Genomic DNA, 20,860 nt, shown 5'->3' with positions numbered 1-20,860 from the left:
TCTCAGATCACCCGAAGCGGCCCGAGATGTAGTCCTCGGTGGCCTTCTGGGACGGTGCGGAGAACATCGTCGTGGTGTCGTCCATCTCGACGAGCTGGCCGGGCTTGCCGGTCGCCTCGAGGTTGAAGAAGCCGGTGCGGTCGGAGACGCGCGAGGCCTGCTGCATGTTGTGGGTCACGATGACGATCGTGTAGTCCGCCTTGAGCTCGCTGATGAGGTCCTCGATCGCGAGCGTGGAGATCGGGTCGAGCGCGGAGCACGGCTCGTCCATGAGGAGAACCTGGGGCTGGACGGCGATCGCGCGGGCGATGCACAGACGCTGCTGCTGGCCGCCCGAGAGGCCGGAGCCGGGCTTGTCGAGACGGTCCTTGACCTCGTTCCAGAGGTTGGCGCCGCGCAGCGAGGCCTCCACGAGCTCGTCGGCCGCGGACTTGGGCAGGCGGCGGTTGTTGAGCTTGACGCCGGCCAGCACGTTCTCGCGGATCGACATCGTCGGGAACGGGTTCGGACGCTGGAAGACCATGCCGATCTGGCGGCGGACCTCGACCGGGTCGACCCCGGCGCCGTACAGGTCGACGCCGTCCATGACGGCCTTGCCCTCGACGCGGGCACCGGGGATGACCTCGTGCATGCGGTTCAGCGTGCGCAGGAAGGTCGACTTGCCGCAGCCGGACGGGCCGATGAGGGCGGTCACGGAACGCGGCTCGATGGCCATGGTCACGCCCTTCACGGCGAGGAAGTCGCTGTAGTAGATGTCGAGATCGCTGACATCGATGCGCTTGGACATTGAGGTTCTCCTGGGAAGGTGCGGCGTCGGGTCTCGGGGGCGCTACTTCTGCGCGATCGAGAACTTCTTGCTGATGGCGCGGGCGATGAGGTTGAAGACCATGATGATCACGATGAGCACGAGCGCGGCCGCCCACGCCCGGTCCATCCCGATGCCGCCCTGCTGGTAGGACCGGTAGGCGAACACCGGCAGGGTGGCGACGCGGCCGTCGAACATGTTCGTGTTCACCTGGGCCACCAGGCCGACCGTGAGCAGCAGCGGCGCGGTCTCACCGATGACGCGGGCGATGGCCAGCACGACTCCGGTGACGATACCGCCGAGCGCGGTGCGCAGCACGACCTTGATGATCGTCAGCCACTTGGGCACGCCGAGGGCGTACGCGGCCTCGCGGAGCTCGTTCGGCACGAGCTTGAGCATCTCCTCCGTCGAGCGCACGACGACGGGGATCATCAGCACCGACAGGGCGATCGAGCCCATGATCCCGGCGCGGTAGGACGTCCCGAAGATGAGCGTGAAGAGCGCGAAGGCGAACAGGCCCGCGACGATCGAGGGGATGCCGGTCATGACGTCGACGAAGAACGTCAGCGTGCGGGCGAGGGCACCCCGGCCGTACTCGACCAGGTAGATCGCCGTCAGCAGGCCGATCGGGACCGAGATGAGCGTCGCCCACGCGGTGATCTGGAGCGTGCCGAGGATGGCGTGCAGGATGCCGCCGCTGGTCATGCTGCCGAACACGCCGACCATGTCGGTCGAGACGAAGTCCCAGCTCAGCCACGCGAGGCCCTTGCTGATCGTCAGCCACAGCAGCGAGATCAGCGGGACGAGCGCGATCACGAACGCGAGCGTGACGACGATGCGCATCGCCAGGTCGGTCCGCTTGCGGCGGCGGCCGATCGGGGTGGTCTCGAACGAGGGGGCGTCGCCCGGGCGCTCGGTCACGGTGGTGGCCATGTCAGTTCGCTCCCGAGAACTCGGCGCGGCGCGAGACGATCCAGCGCGCCAGCATGTTCACGCCCAGGGTCAGCACGAACAGCGCCAGACCCGTCGCGATGAGGATGTTCGTGGACAGACCGCTCGCCTCGGGGAACTGCGCCGCGATGTTGGCGGCGATGCTCTGGTGCTGGCCGGGCTTGAGCAGGTAGAAGTTGATGAGGAATCCGGGCGAGATCACCATCAGGACGGCCATCGTCTCGCCGAGCGCGCGACCGAGGCCCAGCATCGAGGCGGACACGACGCCGGAGCGCCCGAAGGGCAGCACGGCCTGGCGGATCATCTCCCACTTGGTCGCCCCGAGGGCGAGGGAGGCCTCGATGTGCAGGCGCGGCGTCTGGAGGAAGACCTCGCGGGAGACGGCGGTGATGATCGGGAGGCACATGACGGCCAGCACGAGGGAGGCCGACAGGACGTTGCGGGCCGGCGCCTGGTAGTCGGCGAACAGCGGGATGAAGCCGAGCGTGCTGCTCAGCCACGAGAAGAAGGGGCTGACGACCGGCAGCAGGAAGTACACGCCCCAGAGTCCGTAGACCACCGAGGGGATCGCCGCGAGCAGGTCGATCAGGTAGGCCATCGTCGAGGCGATGCGCTTGGGGCGTACTGCGCGATGAAGAGCGCGATGCCCACGCTGAGCGGCACGGCCACGATCATGGCGAGCACGGCAGACAGGACCGTGCCGAACAGGAGCGGCGCGATGTAGCTCCACAGGTTGCCCGCGTCGCGCGTGATCGACTCACCGGCGATCTCGTCCGCCGAGGCCTGCAGGGCCGGGGCGGCCTGGATGAGGAGGAACACGGCGACCGCGGCGAGCACCGCGAGGATGATGATCCCGGCGGTGGTGGAGATGCCGGCGAACAGCCGGTTGCCCAGTCGTCCGGGGTGCTTCCCCTTCCGCACCGGCTTCGTGGTGTCAGGCAGGCCGGGGTCGCCTGCGGACTGCGGCGCCTGCGTGGCGATCGACACGCTGTTCCCTTCGGTTGGACCGGGCGAGGCCCGGCCGCTGCGGCCCCCTGGCGGGGGCCGCAGCGGCCGGAGGCGTCGTCAGATCAGGAGATCTGGTCGATCGCGGCGAGGATGTCCGTGCGGAGGTCCTCGGAGATCGGGGCGGAACCGGCGACGTCGGGCATGGCGGCGCGGTCCTGGCCCTCGGGGCTGGCGACGTAGGACAGGAACGCCTTGACGTTGGCGGCGTCCGACGCGTTCTCGTACGTCTGGCAGGCCAGCGAGTACGAGATGAGGACGAGCGGGTAGGCGCCGGCCTCGGTCGTGGTGCGGTCGAGCTCGTAGGTGATGCGCAGGTCGGTCGCGTCCTCGGTCAGCGGCGAGGCGTCGACGGCGGTCGCGGCGGCCTCGGGCGAGAACGGCACGTACTCCTCGCCCACCTTGAGGGCGACGGTGCCGAGGTCACCGGCGCGCGAGGCGTCGGCGTACCCGATGGTGCCCTCGGTCGACTCGACCGTGGAGATCATGCCGGACGTGCCGTTGCCGGACTGACCGCCGGAGACCGGCCAGGTGTCGCTGGCCTCGTAGGGCCAGGAGTCGGGCGCCGTGGCGACCAGGTACTCCTGGAAGTTCTCGGTGGTGCCCGAGCCGTCGGCGCGGTTGACCGGGATGATGTCGACGGCGGGGAGCTCGACGCCCTCGTTCTGCGCGGCGATGGCCTCGTCGTCCCACGACGTGATCTCGCCGGCGAACATCTTGGCGATGGTGTCGGAGTCGAGGTTGATGTTGTCCGCGTCGACGTCCGGGAGGTTGTAGACGACCGCGATCGGGGAGATGTAGAGCGGCAGCTCGAGCGGCTCGGTGCACATCTCCTGGGCGGTCGCGATCTCCTCCTCCTTCAGCGGGGAGTCGGAGCCGGCGAACTGCACGCCGCCGGACAGGAACTGCTCACGACCGCCGGACGAGCCGACCGCGTCGTAGGAGGGCTGGACGCCGGGCGCCTGCTCCTGGAAGCCGGCGAGCCAGCCGTTCATGGCGTTCTCCTGCGAGGAGGCGCCGGCGCCGGCGAGCGTGCCGCTCAGGTCGGCGAGGTCCGCGCCACCCTCGGACGTGCTCGACGACTCCGAACCACCGTCGGTGGTCTCGGGGTCGGAGCTTCCGCCGCCACAGGCAGCGAGCACGAGGACGGTGCTCGCGGCAATCGCGGTGGTGACACCGCGGCGAATCGACAGCTTCACTTTTCAAACCCTCTCGTCGTGTGGACAAGCGCTGACGCGCCTTGCCATGACGAGAACGTAGGGAACGAGGATGACGCGCGCCCCCGCCGAAGGTGAACGGAAGTTGAACGAGGTCCGACACCTTGCCCGCGTGTGAGCGGTCTCACAACGAGTTGACGGAGCGCTGACGACACGTTGGCGAAACGCTGACGACGTGGTTCGGGTGCGGACCCTCACGCGGTGGGACGGTGCCGCTCGACGGCGACGATCCGCACCCCGCGACGGTGCCGCGGCAGCACGTGCGTCACGAGCATCTCGCCGGTGCGCAGATAGGGGTTGGAGTCGGGGAACTGTGCGCTGACACGACGCGGCGCGCGCCCGGACAGCGTCTCCAGGACCGTCGGCAGCACCGGCCGGTGCGTGCACACCACGGCGCCGTCACTGGCGGGGTCGGCGGCCCGCCGCGGGCGGAACGCCGCCATCAGCTTCTCGACGGCCCTGGCGGCGTGCTTCGGGCGGGCCGCGGTGGACGCCTCCGTGAGCTCGGGCACCTCGAGGATCTCCAGCTGCGCGGCGCTCGCGTAGGGCGCGACCGTCGCCGTGCACCGCTCCCACGGGCTCGAGGCCACCTCGACGATCCCGAACGCGGCCAGGGTGCCCACGAGGGCGACGGCGTCGTGCAGCCCCGTCGCCGTCAGCGGCCGGTCGGTCTCGCCCCCCTTCCAGGCGCTGCGCTTGCGGGCCCGGGCGTGCCGGAGCACGACGAAGGCACGGGTGTCCAGCACTCCGTCCTCCCAGAGGTCCACCAGCGCGTCCAGCGGGGCGCGGTCGGCCGGGCGGGTGAGCATCTCGCGCGCCTCGCGCGCGTGCACCCACCGCGACTCGTCGATCTCGCGGGGGTCGCAGGGCGGGATCTCGCCCCGCGCCAGGACCGAGGGGTTGTCGGGGTCGACGACGTGGCCGGCCCAGTAGTGGCAGACCTTGAGGCGCCCGTCGTCGAGCCGGTAGCGCACCTGGGGCAGCGCGAGCCCGAGCACGACGTCCTCGCCGGTCTCCTCCGCGACCTCGCGCACGGCGCACGCCGGGATCGTCTCCCCCGGGTCCAGCTTGCCCTTCGGCCACGACCAGTCGTCGTAGCGCGGTCGGTGCACGAGCAGCACCTCGAGCCGCTTGCCGCTCGTTCGCCACACGACCGCCCCGGCCGCGTGCACCGTCCCCGTCACCTTCGGCGTCGACACCATGCTCGACCCGCTCCGCCGGCGCTCGCCCGCCGCGTCAGCGCAGGCCCGTGCGGGCGCGCTGGCGCGAGCGCGGCATGAGGCTGGCCTGGAGGTCGAGCAGCGGCTCGCCGTCCTCCCCCGTGGCCACGCGCACCCACTGCTGCTCGCCGCCGGCGTCGCGCAGGTGCCACGAGCGGGTGGTGTCGGCGAGCGAGACCTCGAACAGGTGGTGCAGCTTCGCGAGGTGGTCGGGGTCGACCAGGCGCACCAGCACCTCGACCCTGCGGTCGAGGTTGCGGTGCATCAGGTCGGCGCTGCCGATGAAGTACTCGGGCTCGCCGTCGTTGGCGAAGGCGTAGATGCGCGAGTGCTCGAGGAACCGCCCGAGGATCGAGCGCACCGTGATGTTCTCGCTGAGGCCGGGCACGCCCGCCTTGATCGCGCAGATGCCGCGGACGACGACGCCGACCGGCACCCCCGCCTGCGACGCGCGGTAGAGCGCGTCGATGGTGGCCTCGTCGACGATCGAGTTGACCTTGATGTTGACCCAGGCCTCGCGACCGGCGCGGTGGTTGTCGATCTCGCGCTCGATGCGCTCCACCAGGCCGTTGCGGATGGAGCGGGGGGCCACGAGCAGGCGGTGGAACCGGCTCTTGGGCGCGTAGCCGGAGAGCTGGTTGAACAGGCGGGTGAGGTCCTGGCCGACCTCGCCGTCGCACGTGAGCAGGCCCAGGTCCTCGTAGATGCGCGCGGTCTTGGGGTTGTAGTTGCCCGTGCCGATGTGGCAGTACCGGCGCAGACCGTCCGCCTCCTGCCGCACCACGAGCGAGAGCTTGCAGTGCGTCTTGAGTCCGACGATGCCGTAGACGACGTGGACGCCCGCCTGCTCGAGCTTGCGGGCCCAGGAGATGTTGTTCTGCTCGTCGAAGCGCGCCTTGATCTCGACGATCGCGAGCACCTGCTTGCCCGCCTCGGCGGCGTCGATGAGGGCGTCCACGATCGGGGAGTTGCCCGACGTGCGGTACAGCGTCTGCTTGATCGCGAGCACCGACGGATCGGCCGCCGCCTGGGCGAGGAACTGCTGCACGCTCGTGGAGAAGGAGTCGTAGGGGTGGTGCAGCAGGATGTCGCGCTCGCGGATCGCCGCGAAGAAGTCGGTGGGGTTCGCGCTCTCCACCTCGGCCAGCGCGCGGGGCGTGCGCCCGACGAACCGCGGGTAGGACAGCTCGGGGCGGTCGACGTCGGCCACGACGTTGAGCCCCGTGAGGTCGAGCGGGGTCGGCAGCACGTAGACCTCGTGCTCGCTGACGCCGAGCTCTCTCACGAGCAGGCGGCGCACCTGCGGCGAGATGTCGGGCGCGAGCTCGAGGCGGACGGCCGGACCGAACCGGCGCCGCAGCAGCTCCTTCTCCAGGGCCTTCAGCAGGTTCTCGGCGTCGTCCTCCTCGACCTCCACGTCCTCGTTGCGCGTGACGCGGAAGGAGTGGTGCTCGACGACCTCCATCCCGGGGAACAGGTAGTGCAGGTGGGCCGCCATCAGCTCCTCGAGCGCGATGAAGCGGCGCGCCCGGCTCGCCTCGACCTCGCCCTTGGCCACCGCCTCGTCGACGGCGATGAAGCGCGGCAGGGACGGCGGCACCTTGACGCGGGCGAAGTGCTCCTTCTCCGTCGTGGGGTTGCGCACGACGACGGCGAGGTTGAGCGAGAGCCCGGAGATGTAGGGGAACGGGTGCGCCGGGTCGACGGCGAGCGGCGTCAGCACGGGGAAGATCTGGCGACGGAAGTACTTGTGCAGGCGGTCCTGCTCGTCGTCGGGGACCTGGTCCCAGTGGACGAAGGTGATCTCCTCCTCCGCGAGCGCCGGCGCGAGCAGCTCGGCGAACACGCGCGCGTGCCGCTCCATGAGCTCGTGCCCCCGCACGGAGATCGCCTCGAGCACCTGCCGCGGGGTGAGGCCGGACGCCGCCGTGACGGCGAGCCCGGTCGCGATGCGCCGCTTCAGGCCGGCCACCCTGACCATGAAGAACTCGTCGAGGTTGGACGCGAAGATCGCGGCGAACCGGCACCGCTCGAGCAGGTGCATGCTCGGGTCCTCGGCGAGCTCGAGCACGCGCTCGTTGAACGCGAGCCAGCTCAGCTCACGGTCGGCGAACCTGTCGGCGGGCAGCGGCGCCAGCTCGTCCAGCTCCTCCTCGACCGGTGCCGACGGCAGCTCGATCCCCTCGTGGTGGAGGTCGACGTCGTCGGAGGCGTCCTGCGCGGCGGACTCGGTGAGGGGGCGATCGGTCATGTCCCTATCGTGGCACCCGCCGGGGTCGACGGCGATCCTTGCTCACCGGCGCGCTCGGACGTCGACGGCGACGCTCCCGGTCACGACGCGTACTGGACGTCCCGCGTTCGCACGTCGAACCCCGCGCGTTCGTAGAGCCGTCGCGCGGCGGTGTTCCCGCCGTCGACGTAGAGCTCGACGTCGGCGAAGCCGCGGCGCGCCGCGACGCCGAGCGCGTGCACCAGCACCGCGCGCCCGAGACCGCGGCCGGCGCTGTCGGGGTGGACGGCGACGACGTAGATCTCGCAGACCTCGCCCTGGGGCTTGAGCCAGAGGCTGGCCTCGAGCGGCTCGCCGCGCGCCCCGTCCCGGGGCAGCAGGAGGAGCAGGTCGGCGTCGAACCAGGGCTCGGCGACGCGATCGGCCAGGTCGCCGGTGGTCCACCGCCCCTGCTCGGGGTGGTCGGCGAACGCGAGGGCGTTGAGCTGCAGCCAGTCGTCCAGGCCCGCGTCACGGTTGTCGCCGTAGTCGCTCAGCGTCAGCACCCCCGGGGCCTCGGGCGAGGCGGCGTCCTCCGCCGTCACCGACCGGCCCAGCTTCAGCAGCTCGCGGGCGGCTCCCAGACCGGTCGCGACGGCGAGGGCGCGCGCGCCGGGCAGGTCGCCGTGCGCCCAGAACCGGCTGGTCGGGACCGCCGCACGGGCGGCGTCGAGCAGCGCGCGACCGACCCCGCGCCGACGGTGGGCGGGGTCGACGACGATCTCGACGCCGTCGCCCGCGCGCACCGCGACGCCGTCGACGCTGCCGTCCTGCGCGCGGCTGACGAGGTGCCCGGCTCCCGGCCCGAGCGCGAGGTGGTCGCCACCGGAGCGGAGCGCGAGGAGGAACTCCTCCGAGAGGGGCGCGACGCCGTCGTGCGCCTCCGCGCGGGCCGCGAGCGCGAGGACGGCCTCGACGGACTCGGTGTCGCCGGGGGTGCCGGTGGGGACGAGATCCTCGAGCATCACTGGAGCTCCCCCGCCCGGGCGCGGCGCGCGGCGTGTCGCAGCTCCTCGGAGGTGCGCACGAGGTTGGCGGCGCGGCGGGTGGCCGTCTCGGCCTCGGGGCCGTGCGGGAGGTCGTGCAGGTCGGCGTCGAGCGCCGTCCCCGTGCCGACGACGCGGTAGAACGCCGCGGCGCGGTCGAGCGCGACGTCGAGGTCGGCGGTCACCGCCCCGGTGAGGACGGCGTCCGCGAGCGCCGCCACCTCCTCGGGGTGGGCGGGTGCGGGAGCCCCGCGACGGCGTCGGCCACCTCCGCGCGACGCGATCCGAGCGCGTACCGGTCGGCGACCTCCAGGGGGACGCGGCGGATCCACTCGCGCAGCATGTACAGACGCCAGAGCGCCCCGGGGAGGGAGTCGCCGGCGCTGTCGGCCCAGAGGGCGGCGACGGTGTCGACCCCCTCGGTCTCGACCAGCCGGACGAGCCGGGCCACCTCGTCGGGGGCGATCCCGGCCTCGTGGCCGCGGCCGAGCAGCGCGTGGGCGGTGACGTGGGCCGCCTGGGCGCGCGCGGCGGGATCCACCCCACCCGGCACCTGGGCCGCCTGGACCGGGTCGAGCGAGGCGGGGCGGCGCGGACGGCCGGGGACGTCGGGGGTTCCGCTGGCATCTGTCATGGGCTCCATTGTCCCCCGCGTCGCCGCTGCGGCACGAGGTCGGCGAGGTCCCGGGTCAGGGGACGCGCAGCATCGAGCGGTGGTCGTCGGTCGGGAGGAAGGGGTCCGACGTCGCGAGCACCTTGATCCGGTCGAGCGTGAGGCGGGCGCCGTAGCTGGACAGGAAGGCCGTGTCGGAGGCGTCGCGGCCCGTCGCCACGCGCACGAGCGTCTGGCGCGGGGCCAGCCGGGTCGGGTCGATGACGTGCCACCCGCCCTCGACCCAGGCCTCGGCGACGGCGTGGAAGTCCATCGGGAACAGGCCGGGGGCGTAGACGGCCGCGAGGCGCGCGGGGACGTCGAGCGCCCGCAGCAGCGCGACGGCGACGTGCGCGAAGTCGCGGCACACCCCCTGGCGCGCCAGGAGGGTCTCGACGGCGCCGTCGGTCGGACGGCTCGCGCCCGGCGTGTAGCGCAGGTGGTGGTTGACCCAGTCGGCGACGGCGAGCACCAGCTCGCGCCCGGCCAGACCCGCGAACTCGGCGCGAGAGGTGCCGAAGAAGCGGTCGGACTCGGCGTACCGGCTGGGGCGCAGGTACATCAGCAGGTCGATGGGGCCGCCGGCCTCGCCGACGATCTCCTCCCCCTCGGCGTCGTCGTGCGCGGCGGCGACCTCGTCCCAGTTGGTCTCGACGATGGCGTGGTAGTTCAGCACCAGGGGCGTGCCCGAGACGCCGGGGTTCACGGTGAGGTCGTGCACGACGCCGTTGTGCGGCGCCGGGATCTCGGTCGCCTCGACGAGCTCGTCGCCCAGGTGGATGGTCAGCCGCTCGTCGATCCGCAGCCCGGGCACGCGCGCGACGGCGACCATGAACGCGAGCTGGACCTCGCCCTCGCTCAGGGTCAGCTCGAGGGTGGAGGAGACGCTGCGGCGCATGGGGGCTCCTGGTGGGAGAGGGCGGGTGCGGGGCGGGTCGGGCGTCGGTCGCGCCGGGGTCCATCGCGGGGGTGCCCCCAGGCTAGGGCCTCCGGGCGGACGAGGGCACGGCCGCCGTCGCCCACCCACCGGCGAGGGGCTTGCGCACCACCCGCGAGGGGGGTGCGCACCACCCGCGAGGGGGGTGCGCACCACCCGCGAGGGGGTTGCGCACCACACCTTCCCGCGCACGAGGTGGGTCACGACGGCGACCGCGAGCACCGCCGTCGCACCGCCCGTGCCGCGACGCACCCGCCCGGCGCGCCGCCTCGACTCACGCGCGGCCGAGCCGCAGCACGTTCCAGGACACCGGTGGCAGGTCCATGGTGACCTCGCCGTCCGCGGTGATCGCGGCCGAGCCGTTGGGACGCGGCAGCACGGTGTCGTCGTCATCGACGCTCGCGGACCAGCGCGGGTCGGCGTGCGCGTAGCTCGTCGCCTCGATCAGCGTGATGCCGTGCGCGCGGAGCTCGACGGCGAGCGGGACCGTGTCCGTGGTCGAGCGGTTCACGGCGAACACGACGGTCTCGCCCGTCTCGGCGTCGTAGGTCGCGACGCCGTCGACGAGCGGGACGTCGCCGAACTTCGCCGTGGCGTAGGTGTCGGAGGCGATGACCGGGCGCAGCACCTCGCCGCGCGCCAGGCGCGAGGCCTGCGCGAAGGGGTGGAAGATCGTCTGCTTCCAGACGCGCCCGCCGGGCTCGGTCATGATCGGTGCGATGACGTTGACCAGCTGGGCCAGCGACGCGGCGTGGACACGATCGGTGTGGCGCAGCAGGCTGATGATGAGCGAGCCCACGACGACGGCGTCGGCCACCGTGTAGGTGTCCTCGAGCAGGACCGGTGCGATCGGCCAGTCGTCGCCCGTCGGCGGCCTGGACTCGGCCCGCTTCTGGTACCAGACGTTCCACTCGTCGAAGGAGACGTTGATCCGCTTCGTGTGCTTGCCGGCCGCCCGCACGGCGTCGGCGGTCGCCACCACCGCGTCGATGAAGCCGTCCATGTCGACGGCGGAGGCCAGGAAGGAGTCGAGGTCGCCGTCCTCCTCCCAGTAGTAGGCGTGGGCGGAGACGTGGTCGACGTGCTCGTAGGTCTCCGTCAGCACGGTCTGCTCCCACGCGCCGAAGGTCGGCATGCCGGAGCCGGACGAGCCGCAGACGACGAGCTCGAGGCCCGGGTCGATCATGCGCATCGCGCGCGCCGTCTCGGCGGCCAGTCGGCCGTACTCGTGCGCGGTCTTGTGCCCGATCTGCCACGGGCCGTCCATCTCGTTCCCCAGGCACCACATGCGGATGCCGTGAGGTTCCTCGGCGCCGTTGGCCCGCCGTCGGTCCGCCAAAGCCGTGCCCTTGCCGACGTTGCAGTACTCGAGCAGGTCCAGCGCCTCCTGGACGCCGCGCGTGCCGAGGTTCACCGCCATCATCGGCTCGACGCCCGCCTTCCTGGCCCACCTCATGAACTCGTCGACGCCGACCGTGTTCGGGTCGGAGGAGTGCCAGGCGAGGTCGAGGCGCGTGGGGCGGTTCTCGAGCGGGCCGACGCCGTCCTCCCAGCGGTAGCCGGAGACGAAGTTGCCGCCCGGGTAGCGCACGGTGGAGACGCCGAGCTCGCGCGTCAGGTCGATGACGTCCTGCCGGAAGCCGTCGGCGTCGGCGCTCGGGTGCGCCGGGTCGTGGATCCCGGTGTAGACGCAGCGTCCGAGGTGCTCCACGAACGACCCGAAGGTGCGGCGGCGGACGGGACCGACGCAGAAGGCGGGGTCGAGCGTGAGACGAGCGGGGGTCATGGTTCTCCTCTGCGAGGCGGCTTCTGGTGAGGTGGGCGACGGCCGGGGCGGTGGTGCGCCCCGGCCGTCACCTGCTGCTGGTGGTGCGGGTGCTGCTGGTCCTGCGGGTCGTCCTAGCTCTCGCGCCGGATCACTCGCCGAGCTCGTTCTGGAGGTCGCTCTGCGAGTCGGCCAGGGCCTGGGCGGGATCCACGCCGTTCTCGTAGATCTCGTTCAGGGTGACGGTGCGGAACTGGTTGTCCACGGCGGGCAGGTTCGGGTTGGCGAAGGACTCGAAGTGGCCGATCCCGCTCTTGACCTCGTTCAGCACGTCGAACAGGTTCGTCGTGAAGTACTGGTTGAACTTGTTCTCCGGGTCCTGGGTGACCGCCGTGTCCTCCCACACCGACATGTTCACGGGGTCGAAGCCGAGGACCTCCCACACCGCGACGTTGCCCTCGGGCGAGAGCTTGGCGAAGGACAGCCAGTCGGCCGCGAGCTCGGCGACGGGCGAGTCCTTGGCGACGGCGGCTCCCGTGCCACCGCCACCGATCGTCAGCACCTCGGCGTCGGCCGGGGCCGGGGCCGGGGCGATCGCGATCTTGCCCGCGAGGTCCGGCATGTAGTCCACGAACCGGGAGGTGTACCAGGCCGGGTAGACGATGGCCGCGTAGTCACCGCGGTTGATGGCGCCGAAGGCCTCCTCGTCGTCCGGGCTGGCCCCGGGGATCGTCGAGATGGCCCCGGCCTCCTTCATGCCGGCCATCTGCTCCATGACCTCCGTCATCTCCGGGGTGTCGATGGAGACGGCACCCAGCCCGTCGTCCTCGAAGATCTGCCCGCCGAGCTGGGCGACCATGAGGGGCTCCTGGAAGAACACCGACGTGCTGGCGACGCCGAAGGCCTTGCCCGTGGCCTCGTTGTACGTGACGCCGGCGGCCTCGAAGTCCTCCCACGTCTCGATCGTCGTGTAGTCGACCCCCGCACCCTCGAGCAGCTCCGTGTTGTAGAACGCCACGAACGCGCCCACGTGCGTGGGGTAGGCGTACAGGTTGCCGTCACGGCTGTAGAGGTCGAGCTGCGCCTGCACGATGTCGTCCGCGTACGGCTCCGCCGCCTCCGTCAGGTCGTACAGGGGCGGGTTGGAGCCCTTGACGAAGTTCGCGAACTTGTTGACCTCGATGTCGACGACGTCGGGCATCCCCTGACCGGAGTTGGCCGCGAGCTGCAGCTTGTTGTGCATGTCCTGGTAGGGGTAGACGATGACGTTCAGCTCGATCTGCTCGTCAGGGTTCTTCTCGTTCCACTGCTGCGCCATCTCCTCGTAGTACTCGGCGTGGAGCTCGGCGAAGACCCACATCTCCACCGGTGTGGCGCCGTCGGCGTTGGTCTCCCCGCCGGAGCCCCCGGTCCCACCGGTGCCCCCGCCACCTCCACCGCACGCGGCGACCAGGGAGACTGCCAGGCCGAGGCCGGCCACGGAGGTCAGGATTCGCTTCTTCGACATATCTACTCTCTCCTTCGAGGGTTTCGGTGCGGTCATCCCTTGACCGCGCCTGCTGTCATGCCTTCGACGAAGAATCGCTGGAAGGCGAGGAAAAGAACGAGGATGGGGATGAGCGAGAAGAACGCGCCGACGATCAGCAGCTCGTAGTTGTTGCCGTACGGGGTCAGCAGCGTGTTCAGGCCGATCGGCAGCGTGAACTTCTCCGGGCTGCGGAGCACGAGCAGCGGCCACAGGAAGTTGTTCCACGCGAGCATCCCGTTGAGGATCGCCATCGCGGCGAGCGCGGGCCGGGAGATGGGCATGATCAGACGGAAGAAGATTCCGAACTCCGTCACACCGTCGACACGTCCGGCCTCCAGCAGCTCCTTCGGGATTCCCAGGAAGTACTGCCGGAAGAAGAAGATCGTCACGGCGGCGGCGAGGAAGGGGATCACGATCACGGCGTAGCTGTCCGAGAGGTTCAGCTCGTTGACCTGGACGTAGAGCGGCAGCATCAACATCTCGAACGGCGTCGACATCAGGAGCAGCACCGCGATGAAGGCAGCCGTCTTCCCCCTGAACTGGTACATGGCGAATCCGTAGGCCACGAACGAGCTGACCAGCAGCGTGCCGACGACCTGGGCGACCGTGAGTCCCAGCGTGTTGGCGAACCACCGGAAGTACAGGCCCGAGTCCGTGAAGAGCAGGACGTAGTTCTCCAGCGAGAGCGTCGAGAGGTCGACGTCGAACGTGATGCCGTTGCGGATGACGTCGCTGCCGTTCTGGAACGTCCCCATGACGATCGCCGCCAGCGGGACCAGCGAGATCAGCGAGATCAGGGCGAGGAAGACGGCCTGGACCACCCGCGCCGTCCTCTGGGTGACGGGGCGGACCGCAGGCTTCCTGGAGGTCTGGGCGCTCATCGCGCCTCCTTCCGGAACATGCCACTGGCAGTGAGCTGGGTGATGTTGATGATCATGATGAGAGCCAGCAGAACCACGCCGACGGCGGAGGCGAATCCGAGGTTGTTCTCCTCGATCCCCTTGCGGTACAGGTACCCGACGATCGTCAGACCCTGGTTGTTGGGCGACTGGTTCCCGGCGTAGAGCATGAAGCTCTCGAGGAACATCGCCAGCCCGCCGTACACGCTGATCGTCGTGACGTAGACGATGGTCGGCTTGAGGTTCGGGATCGTGATCCGGAAGAACTGCGCGACCTTGCCCGCACCGTCGAGGGAGGCCGCCTCGTAGTAGTCCTTCGAGATGGACTGCATCCCGGCGAGGAAGTACATCATGTTGACACCGGTCCAGCGCCAGAGCGCCAGCAGCAGGAGTGCGACGAGTCCCGGAATGTCCTCCCGCAGCCACCTCACGGGTCCGAAGCCGAAGAAGCCGACCACCTGATTCATGAGCGCGCTCTCCGATTCGGCGAACATGAGCCGGAAGATGATGCCGGCCACCACCACGGAGGTGAGGGCGGGGACGAACATCGTCGACTTGAAGATGTTCTTGAACCGCTCGCCGCCGAACTTCGCGTTCGTGATCGCCGCCAGCGCCATCGGGATCGGAATGAGCAGCAGCAGCGTGAGGACCATGTAGCGCAGGCTGTTGAACATCGCCTGCCAGAACACGCGGTCGTTCCACATCTGCTGGTAGTTCTTCATCCCGACGCTGGTGGCCTCGCCGTACAGCACCTCCTGCGTGCTCATCACGAACGAGCGCAGCAGGGGCACCAGCCAGAAGATCGCCAGGGTGATCAGGAACGGCATGATGAAGAAGTACGGCGCCAGCTTCTGCGAGTACAGAATTCGTTTCACGTGGTCGGACCCTCCTCGGCCCTCAGCGCCTCTCGGGCGACGACGCTCCTCGGTGAGCGTCGATCTCTGCGGCGACTCTACATCGATGGAGAAGATCCGTCGACCTCTTCTGCACATCGATGTAGATGGCGGGTCGGCGCGGTTTCGGGTGGCCGCGGCAGAGCCGGCGGGGCCGCGTCAGGAGAGGGCGCCGCCGAAGGTCAGCGCTGCGGCTGCGTGCTGCCGCGCTCGACCAGCGCGAAGGGCGGCACGACGAGCCGCGGCGGCCCGTCGTGCCCCGCGATCCGTTCGAGGAGCAGCTCGACCCCCGTGACGGCGATGAGGTTCCGGCTCGGGGAGACCGACGTCAGACCGGGGGTGGCGAACTGCGCCTCCTCGGTGTCGTCGAACCCGACGACCTGGACGTCCTCGGGGATCCGCAGCCCGGCCAGCTGGAGCGCGTGCAGGGCTCCCAGCGCGACCGTGTCGTTCAGCCCGATGACGGCGTCGAACTGCACCCCGGCCCGGACCGTCCGCGTCATCAGGTCAGCGGCCGCAGACCGCCGCCAGGACGTGAGCGGCAGGAGGAGCTCGGGCTCCACCGCCATCCCCGCGTCGGCCATCCCGCGCCGGTACCCCTCGAGGCGAAGCGCCGCGGAGTCCGACGTGAAGGAGGCGTCGCGCTCGAGCAGGTCGCTCAGCTCGCCGGGGGGCCGCCTGTCCTCCACCGGCGGGACGCCGAGCACGGCGATCCGACGCGCCCCGGAGGCCAGGAGCATCCGCGTCGCCTCCCGCACGCCCTCGAGGTTGGCCATCGAGACGTGATCCACCCCGACGCCGAAGGTCCGCTCCCCCAGGAGCACCAGGGGGTAGGGATGCGTGCTGACGTCGAGGTCCTCGACGCTGGCGGCGATCGGCGAGTACAGCAGGCCGTCGGTCAGCGACCGCCGGGCGCTCGTGAGCACGTCGAGCTCCTGGCGGCGGTCGGCCGCCTGCTCGACGAGGACGGTCAGACCGCGCTCGTCCGCGGCGCGCACGACCATGCCGGCGAGCTCGCCGAAGTACGGCTCCGCGAGGTCGGGCACCGCGAGCCCGATGATTCCGGTCCGGCCGCGTCGCAGGTTCCGGGCCGACAGGTTGACCTGGTAGCCGAGGTCCTCGATGGCCCTCTCGACCCGCTCCTTGGTCGTGGCCCTGATGTAGGGGTAGCCGTTGACCACGTTCGAGACGGTCTTGAGGGAGACCTGGGCCCGCTCCGCGACCTCGCGCATGGTGACGGCACCGCGCATGGTGGCGGGGACGCGCACCGGCGCGTGTTCCTCAGTCATTCCGACCTCCATCGACGCGGAGACCGTCCGACGGTCCGCCCGGTCATGCTACGGCCCCGCTCCTGCGGCCCCCTCGCGGGAGGAGCCCGACGTCGCGGACGCCCGTCACGAGGAACCGGCACGGCCGGCCGAGAGCTCTCGGCCGACCGCGCCGGTCCTGGTCGGGGTCAGTCCGTCGGGAAGAGGCTGACGGTCACCGTGCCCCTGTAGGTGCCCTGGACCGTGTCCACGGGGACCTCCAGCAGCAGGTCGGCGCCGAGCGCCGTCGACCCGGAGCGGCCCTCGGCAGCGGCCTGCGCCAGCCGCTTCGGAGCCGCCAGACCCGTGCCACCGGAGAGCACCGTGGCCGCGGGAGCAGCCGCGGTCACGCCCTCGCGGGGGTGAGGACCTTCGGCGTCCACCCGAGGTGGCCGGCGAGGATCTCCCGCGACCCACCGGTCAGATCGCTCGACTGGCCGGCGACGGCCCAGCCGCTCGACCCGGCCTGCTGCTCGCTGCGGGAGTCGGTGACGGTCAGCTGGGGCAGCGCCCCGGCCAGCCGCAGCCGGTCACCGACGTTGAGCGCCTCGCCGAGGACGACCTTCTCCCCGTACGCGGCGACCGTCATCGACAGGTGCCCCTGGGCGATCGGGGGCACCGTGGCCTCGACGGGGATCCCCGCGCCGTCCTCGGCCGTGGCCGAGGTGAACAGGCGCGGAGCGAAGTCCGCCAGGGCGTACTGCCAGGTGTCCCACCCGTGCGGACCCTCGAACCAGCCGTCGAACTCGTACTTGATCCCGACCCGGTCGAAGACGCTCAGCATGGTGACGACTCCGCCGTAGGTGAAGTCCGTGACGTTGCCGTTGTAGAGCCGCAGCAGCGTGGTCCCGGCGTTGAGCGCGTCGACGTCGAGATCCGAGCCGTTGCCGGAGTACCCGGCCGAGAACACCCCGATGTGGGAGAACATGCCGGGGTTGGTCCGCCAGGCGGTCAGGGTGTGACCGCCACCCATGGAGAGTCCGGCCAGCGCCCGGTCCGCCGGCTCGGAGGAGATGTTGAACGTCGCCTCCGCCGTCGGGACGATGTTCTCCTTCAGCTCGCGGGTGAAGTCCGGGACGTTGCCGTTCCCCATCACCACGACCATCGGCTCGAGGTTGCCGTCGCGGTAGTGGTTGTCGAGGATGTTCGCGGCCTGACCCATCTCGGTCCAGTCCGTGTAGGACTGGCCACCGCCGTGCTGGAGGTACAGGACGGGGTAGGGCTCCGCCCTCTCGGCGTCGTAGTCGACGGGCGTCCACACGAGCGCGGTCCGCTGCTGGCCCGTGATGCTGGGGTAGGCCATCGGCGCCACCGTGCCCCGCTCCCCCTCGGGGGCCGGCGTCACGAGACGGGCACCCTCGCCCGGCACCAGGAACTGGCTCCAGGTCGGCTCGGTGGTGACGGAGGTCGGGTTGGAGGTGTCCTTCACCGCGACCCGGTCGACGATGAGGCGGTAGTGGTACCAGCCCGGCTCCAGCTGACCCACGGTGCCGCGCCAGCGGTCACCCACCTTGGAGAGCTCGACCCGCGTCCACAGGTGGCTCGGGCCCCAGTTGGCCCACACCGTGACGTGCTTGGCGTTCGCGAACTCGGTGGAGGTCTCGAAGGTCACGTAGCCGTCCTCCGACACCCACGGCGTGGGCGTCGTGCCGGACGGGGGTGTGGTGAACGGAGCCTCGATCGCGGTGTGCCCCGGGCTCATCCCCGGCAGGCTCTCGCCGCCGAACAGACGCGGCGCGAAGTCGATCAGGTTCTCCTGCCACGCGTCCCAGTTGTGGCCGGCGTCGGGGTTGGCGCCGTCGAACTGGTAGCGCACACCCGCGGCGTCGAGCTTCGGCAGCGCCGCGGCGACGTCGTTGTACGCGACGTCCGTCGGGTTGCCGACGTACAACCGCAGCAGTGCGGTACCCGCGTTGATGGCCTCGGCCGGCAGCGCGTCGAGGTTGTTGAACCGCCCCGCGCCGAAGGTCCCCAGGTAGGCGAACTCCCCGGGGTCCGAGACCATGACGTCGAAGGTCTGGCCACCGCCCATCGAGAGCCCGGCCAGCGCACGCTGCGCCGGGTCGGAGCTGATGTTGTACTGCCTCTCGGCCGTGCGGACGATGTTGCGCAGGAGCTCGTCGGCGAAGCTCGAGACGTTGCCGTTGCCCATCACGACGACCATCGGCTCGATGGAGCCCTGGGCGTGGAGGTTGTCGAAGATCTGAGCGGCGCGGCCCACCTCGACCCAGTCGCGGTAGCTCTGACCGCCGCCGTGCTGCAGGTAGAGCACCGGGTACGGCTCGGCGCGGTCGGCGTCGTAACCGGGCGGTGTCCACACCAGTGCGCTCCGGTCCTGACCGGCCACCGAGCTGCGGTAGGTCATCTCCGCGACCTCTCCGCGGCTCTCCTGGGGCGCGTCGGCCATGAGCTCGGCGCCCTCGCCCGCCACGAAGAACGTGCTCCACTCCGGTTCGGAGGCGACGGAGGTGGAGTTCGTCGGGTCCTTGACGGTGAGGGTGTCGTCCGCCGTCACCTGGTAGTAGTAGTGCCCGGGCTCGAGGGGTCCGAGGATCCCCGTCGCACGGTCGCCGCTGATGGTCAGGCCGAACTCGGCCCAGTTCGCCGACGGGCCGAAGTTGCCCTCGGCCACGATCTGACTGACGTCCTGGCCGACGGCGGCCTCGACGTCGGTCACCGAGACCGAGAACCGCGCGAAGCCGTCCTCGTCCACGGTCAGCCAGGGGGTCGCGGCCGAGGCCGGAGCCCCGATCGCTGCGGTCCCGGCGAGGACGAGGCCCGCCCCGAGCGCCATGGCGGCCAGCCGTCGTCCCGGCCGCACCCCTCCCGCACGTCCCGTCGGGGGACGATTCTTCCGAGTGTCGATCACCGTTGATTCCTCTCGTTGGGGCCCGAGACCGCCGTGGGGCGGACGGGTCGAACGACGCTTCTACTACGATGTAGAACGCCCCCGTCTGACTTCTACAACGTCGTAGATGGGTCGCGACCATCGTCGGCCCACCTCGCGGACCTGTCAACCGTCGAGCTCGAGATTCCTCGAGGCAGTTCCCCCCGACTCCCTCTTGACGCCCCGACGGCAACTGGCGAGACTGCTACCGGTCGCTTCTACGACGTTGTAGATCGCCCCGGCCCGCCGAACCCGTCCACGACGACGCGGTTCCCGGCAGGCCGCCCGCACCTGTGAGGAGCCCATCCGATGTCGCGAGCCATCCCCCATCCCACCTCGCGGACGACCCTCCGCTCGCGAGCGCTCGGCACGGTCCGCCGCGCGCGGCTCATCATCGTGCCGACGGTGGTGCTCACCTCCGTCGCGCTCACCTCCGTGGCGCTCACCGCCCCGGCCGGCGCGGCGCCGGCGGACGAGGGCGCCGCGGCAGCGAGCGCCGAGGCGGGGGCGGGAGCGTCGGTCACCTGGACGATCTCCCCCGCCACCGCCGAGGGTCCGGACCCCCGCGTCTCGCTGCGCCACGGGATCGACCCCGGGACCGCGGCGACGGACCACGTCGCCGTCACGAACTTCAGCCCGCAGGCCGTCACCTTCGACGTCTACGCGAGCGACGGCACCGTCACCGAGGACGGCGCCTTCGACCTCGTCCCTCCCGGCGAACCGCAGACGGACGGCAGCGGCTCCTGGATCGAGATCGGTGCGATCGAGAACGCCGCCCCGCGGGACGGGGGCGGGATCACCCTCGAGATCGCCCCGGAGTCCACGGTCGTCCTTCCTGTCACGATCACCGTCCCCGGCGAGGCCACCCCGGGCGACCACCCGGCAGGCATCGTCGCGGAGCTCGCCCAGAGCCCCGACGGGGAGGTCCAGATGGTCAGCCGGGTCGGCGTCCGGGCGCACCTGCGCGTCACCGGCGATCTCGCGCCGACGCTGGAACCCGTGGTCGACGAGATCCGCTGGAGCCCGTCGTGGAACCCGTTCGCGGCCGGGACGCTCACGGTCACCTACACGGTCGCCAACACCGGGAACGTCCGGCTCGGGTCGGGTGAGACCGTGGAGCAGGCCGGTGTCCTGGGAACCGGTCGGAGCAGCGTGGCGGAGACCCACGACGAGATCCTGCCCCGGCAGTCCGTCGTCACCACGGTGGCACCGCGGACCTGGCCGACGTTCCGGACGACCGGCACGCTGACCGTCGTCCCGACGACCGTGGGGGCGGACGAGATCCCGGGCGACCTGCCCCAGGCGCAGGTCACCTACTCGGCATGGACCCTCCCGTGGTCCCAGCTGGCCGCGATCGTCCTCCTCGTCGGCGGACTGCTGCTGCGGCGACGCGTGCGTCGTCGTCGCGACCTCGCGGTCGAGGCCCGCATCAAGGAGGCTGTCGAGGCGGCGACCTCGACCTCGTCGGACCGCGACGAGGAGAGGGCCCGGGGGTAGCGCGCGGCGTCCCCTCCCCCGACCGGGGTGGAAGCGACGACG

The 20,860-nt window shown here is 70.9% G+C and carries 17 protein-coding genes and 1 pseudogene; 1 reads left to right on the top strand and 17 read right to left on the bottom strand.

Going from position 1 to position 20,860, the window contains the following annotated elements; genetic code table 11:
* Positions 1-7 precede the first annotated feature (7 nt).
* From pstB to C8046_RS15395, 17 genes and pseudogenes are all read right to left on the bottom strand, one after another.
* Positions 8-787 (bottom strand): phosphate ABC transporter ATP-binding protein PstB, encoded by a 780-nt coding sequence (gene pstB / locus C8046_RS15470; protein WP_109230211.1) that lies wholly within the window; start codon positions 785-787, stop codon positions 8-10.
* A gap of 42 nt (positions 788-829) precedes the next feature.
* Complete coding sequence (gene pstA / locus C8046_RS15465; RefSeq protein WP_109230210.1) at positions 830-1,738, bottom strand: phosphate ABC transporter permease PstA; 909 nt, start codon at positions 1,736-1,738, stop codon at positions 830-832.
* Between the two features lies 1 nt (position 1,739).
* Positions 1,740-2,698, bottom strand: a pseudogene (gene pstC, locus C8046_RS15460) (phosphate ABC transporter permease subunit PstC).
* Between the two features lie 128 nt (positions 2,699-2,826).
* Entirely contained in the window at positions 2,827-3,960 is a 1,134-nt protein-coding gene (gene pstS, locus C8046_RS15455) for a phosphate ABC transporter substrate-binding protein PstS (protein ID WP_328587610.1), read from the bottom strand.
* Positions 3,961-4,172: 212 nt separating this feature from the next.
* Complete coding sequence (locus tag C8046_RS15450; RefSeq protein ID WP_109230209.1) at positions 4,173-5,180, bottom strand: NUDIX hydrolase; 1,008 nt, start codon at positions 5,178-5,180, stop codon at positions 4,173-4,175.
* Between the two features lie 34 nt (positions 5,181-5,214).
* Entirely contained in the window at positions 5,215-7,449 is a 2,235-nt protein-coding gene (locus C8046_RS15445; RefSeq protein WP_109230208.1) for an RNA degradosome polyphosphate kinase, read from the bottom strand.
* An 80-nt stretch (positions 7,450-7,529) separates the two neighbouring features.
* Positions 7,530-8,432, bottom strand: a complete 903-nt coding sequence (gene mshD / locus C8046_RS15440) for a mycothiol synthase (protein ID WP_109230981.1) — start codon at positions 8,430-8,432, stop codon at positions 7,530-7,532.
* Complete coding sequence (locus C8046_RS20060) at positions 8,432-8,674, bottom strand: hypothetical protein (RefSeq protein ID WP_235866494.1); 243 nt, start codon at positions 8,672-8,674, stop codon at positions 8,432-8,434. Before C8046_RS20060 ends, mshD begins: the two co-directional genes overlap by 1 nt.
* Positions 8,635-9,087 (bottom strand): hypothetical protein, encoded by a 453-nt coding sequence (locus C8046_RS15435; protein ID WP_235866493.1) that lies wholly within the window; start codon positions 9,085-9,087, stop codon positions 8,635-8,637. Before C8046_RS15435 ends, C8046_RS20060 begins: the two co-directional genes overlap by 40 nt.
* A gap of 55 nt (positions 9,088-9,142) precedes the next feature.
* Positions 9,143-10,003, bottom strand: coding sequence for a transglutaminase-like domain-containing protein (locus tag C8046_RS15430; protein ID WP_109230207.1), 861 nt, complete (start codon positions 10,001-10,003; stop codon positions 9,143-9,145).
* Positions 10,004-10,316: 313 nt separating this feature from the next.
* A complete protein-coding gene (locus tag C8046_RS15425) occupies positions 10,317-11,828 on the bottom strand; it encodes an alpha-N-arabinofuranosidase (RefSeq protein ID WP_109230206.1) in 1,512 nt (503 codons plus the stop codon).
* 130 nt (positions 11,829-11,958) lie between these two features.
* Positions 11,959-13,314, bottom strand: coding sequence for an ABC transporter substrate-binding protein (locus tag C8046_RS15420; protein ID WP_109230205.1), 1,356 nt, complete (start codon positions 13,312-13,314; stop codon positions 11,959-11,961).
* 32 nt (positions 13,315-13,346) lie between these two features.
* Entirely contained in the window at positions 13,347-14,216 is an 870-nt protein-coding gene (locus tag C8046_RS15415) for a carbohydrate ABC transporter permease (RefSeq protein WP_109230204.1), read from the bottom strand.
* The gene (locus tag C8046_RS15410; RefSeq protein ID WP_199224500.1) at positions 14,213-15,109 is read right to left on the bottom strand and encodes a carbohydrate ABC transporter permease; all 897 of its coding nucleotides are present in this window, start codon (positions 15,107-15,109) and stop codon (positions 14,213-14,215) included. The genes C8046_RS15415 and C8046_RS15410 overlap by 4 nt, the downstream gene beginning before the upstream one ends.
* Before the next feature lie 200 nt (positions 15,110-15,309).
* Positions 15,310-16,416 carry a LacI family DNA-binding transcriptional regulator gene (locus C8046_RS15405; RefSeq protein ID WP_235866358.1) on the bottom strand — a complete coding sequence of 369 codons (1,107 nt, stop codon included), beginning with the start codon at positions 16,414-16,416 and terminating at the stop codon, positions 15,310-15,312.
* A 167-nt stretch (positions 16,417-16,583) separates the two neighbouring features.
* Entirely contained in the window at positions 16,584-16,784 is a 201-nt protein-coding gene (locus C8046_RS15400) for a hypothetical protein (RefSeq protein ID WP_109230202.1), read from the bottom strand.
* Positions 16,781-19,303, bottom strand: a complete 2,523-nt coding sequence (locus C8046_RS15395) for an alpha/beta hydrolase-fold protein (protein ID WP_235866357.1) — start codon at positions 19,301-19,303, stop codon at positions 16,781-16,783. Before C8046_RS15395 ends, C8046_RS15400 begins: the two co-directional genes overlap by 4 nt.
* A gap of 327 nt (positions 19,304-19,630) precedes the next feature.
* On the opposite strand from C8046_RS15395, the gene C8046_RS15390 reads away from it, so the two are divergent.
* Complete coding sequence (locus tag C8046_RS15390) at positions 19,631-20,818, top strand: hypothetical protein (protein WP_109230200.1); 1,188 nt, start codon at positions 19,631-19,633, stop codon at positions 20,816-20,818.
* Positions 20,819-20,860: the final 42 nt, after the last annotated feature.

The sequence above is a fragment of the Serinibacter arcticus genome (genome assembly GCF_003121705.1).
Taxonomy (GTDB): domain Bacteria; phylum Actinomycetota; class Actinomycetes; order Actinomycetales; family Beutenbergiaceae; genus Litorihabitans.
This window is presented reverse-complemented; position numbering and strand designations above follow the sequence as displayed.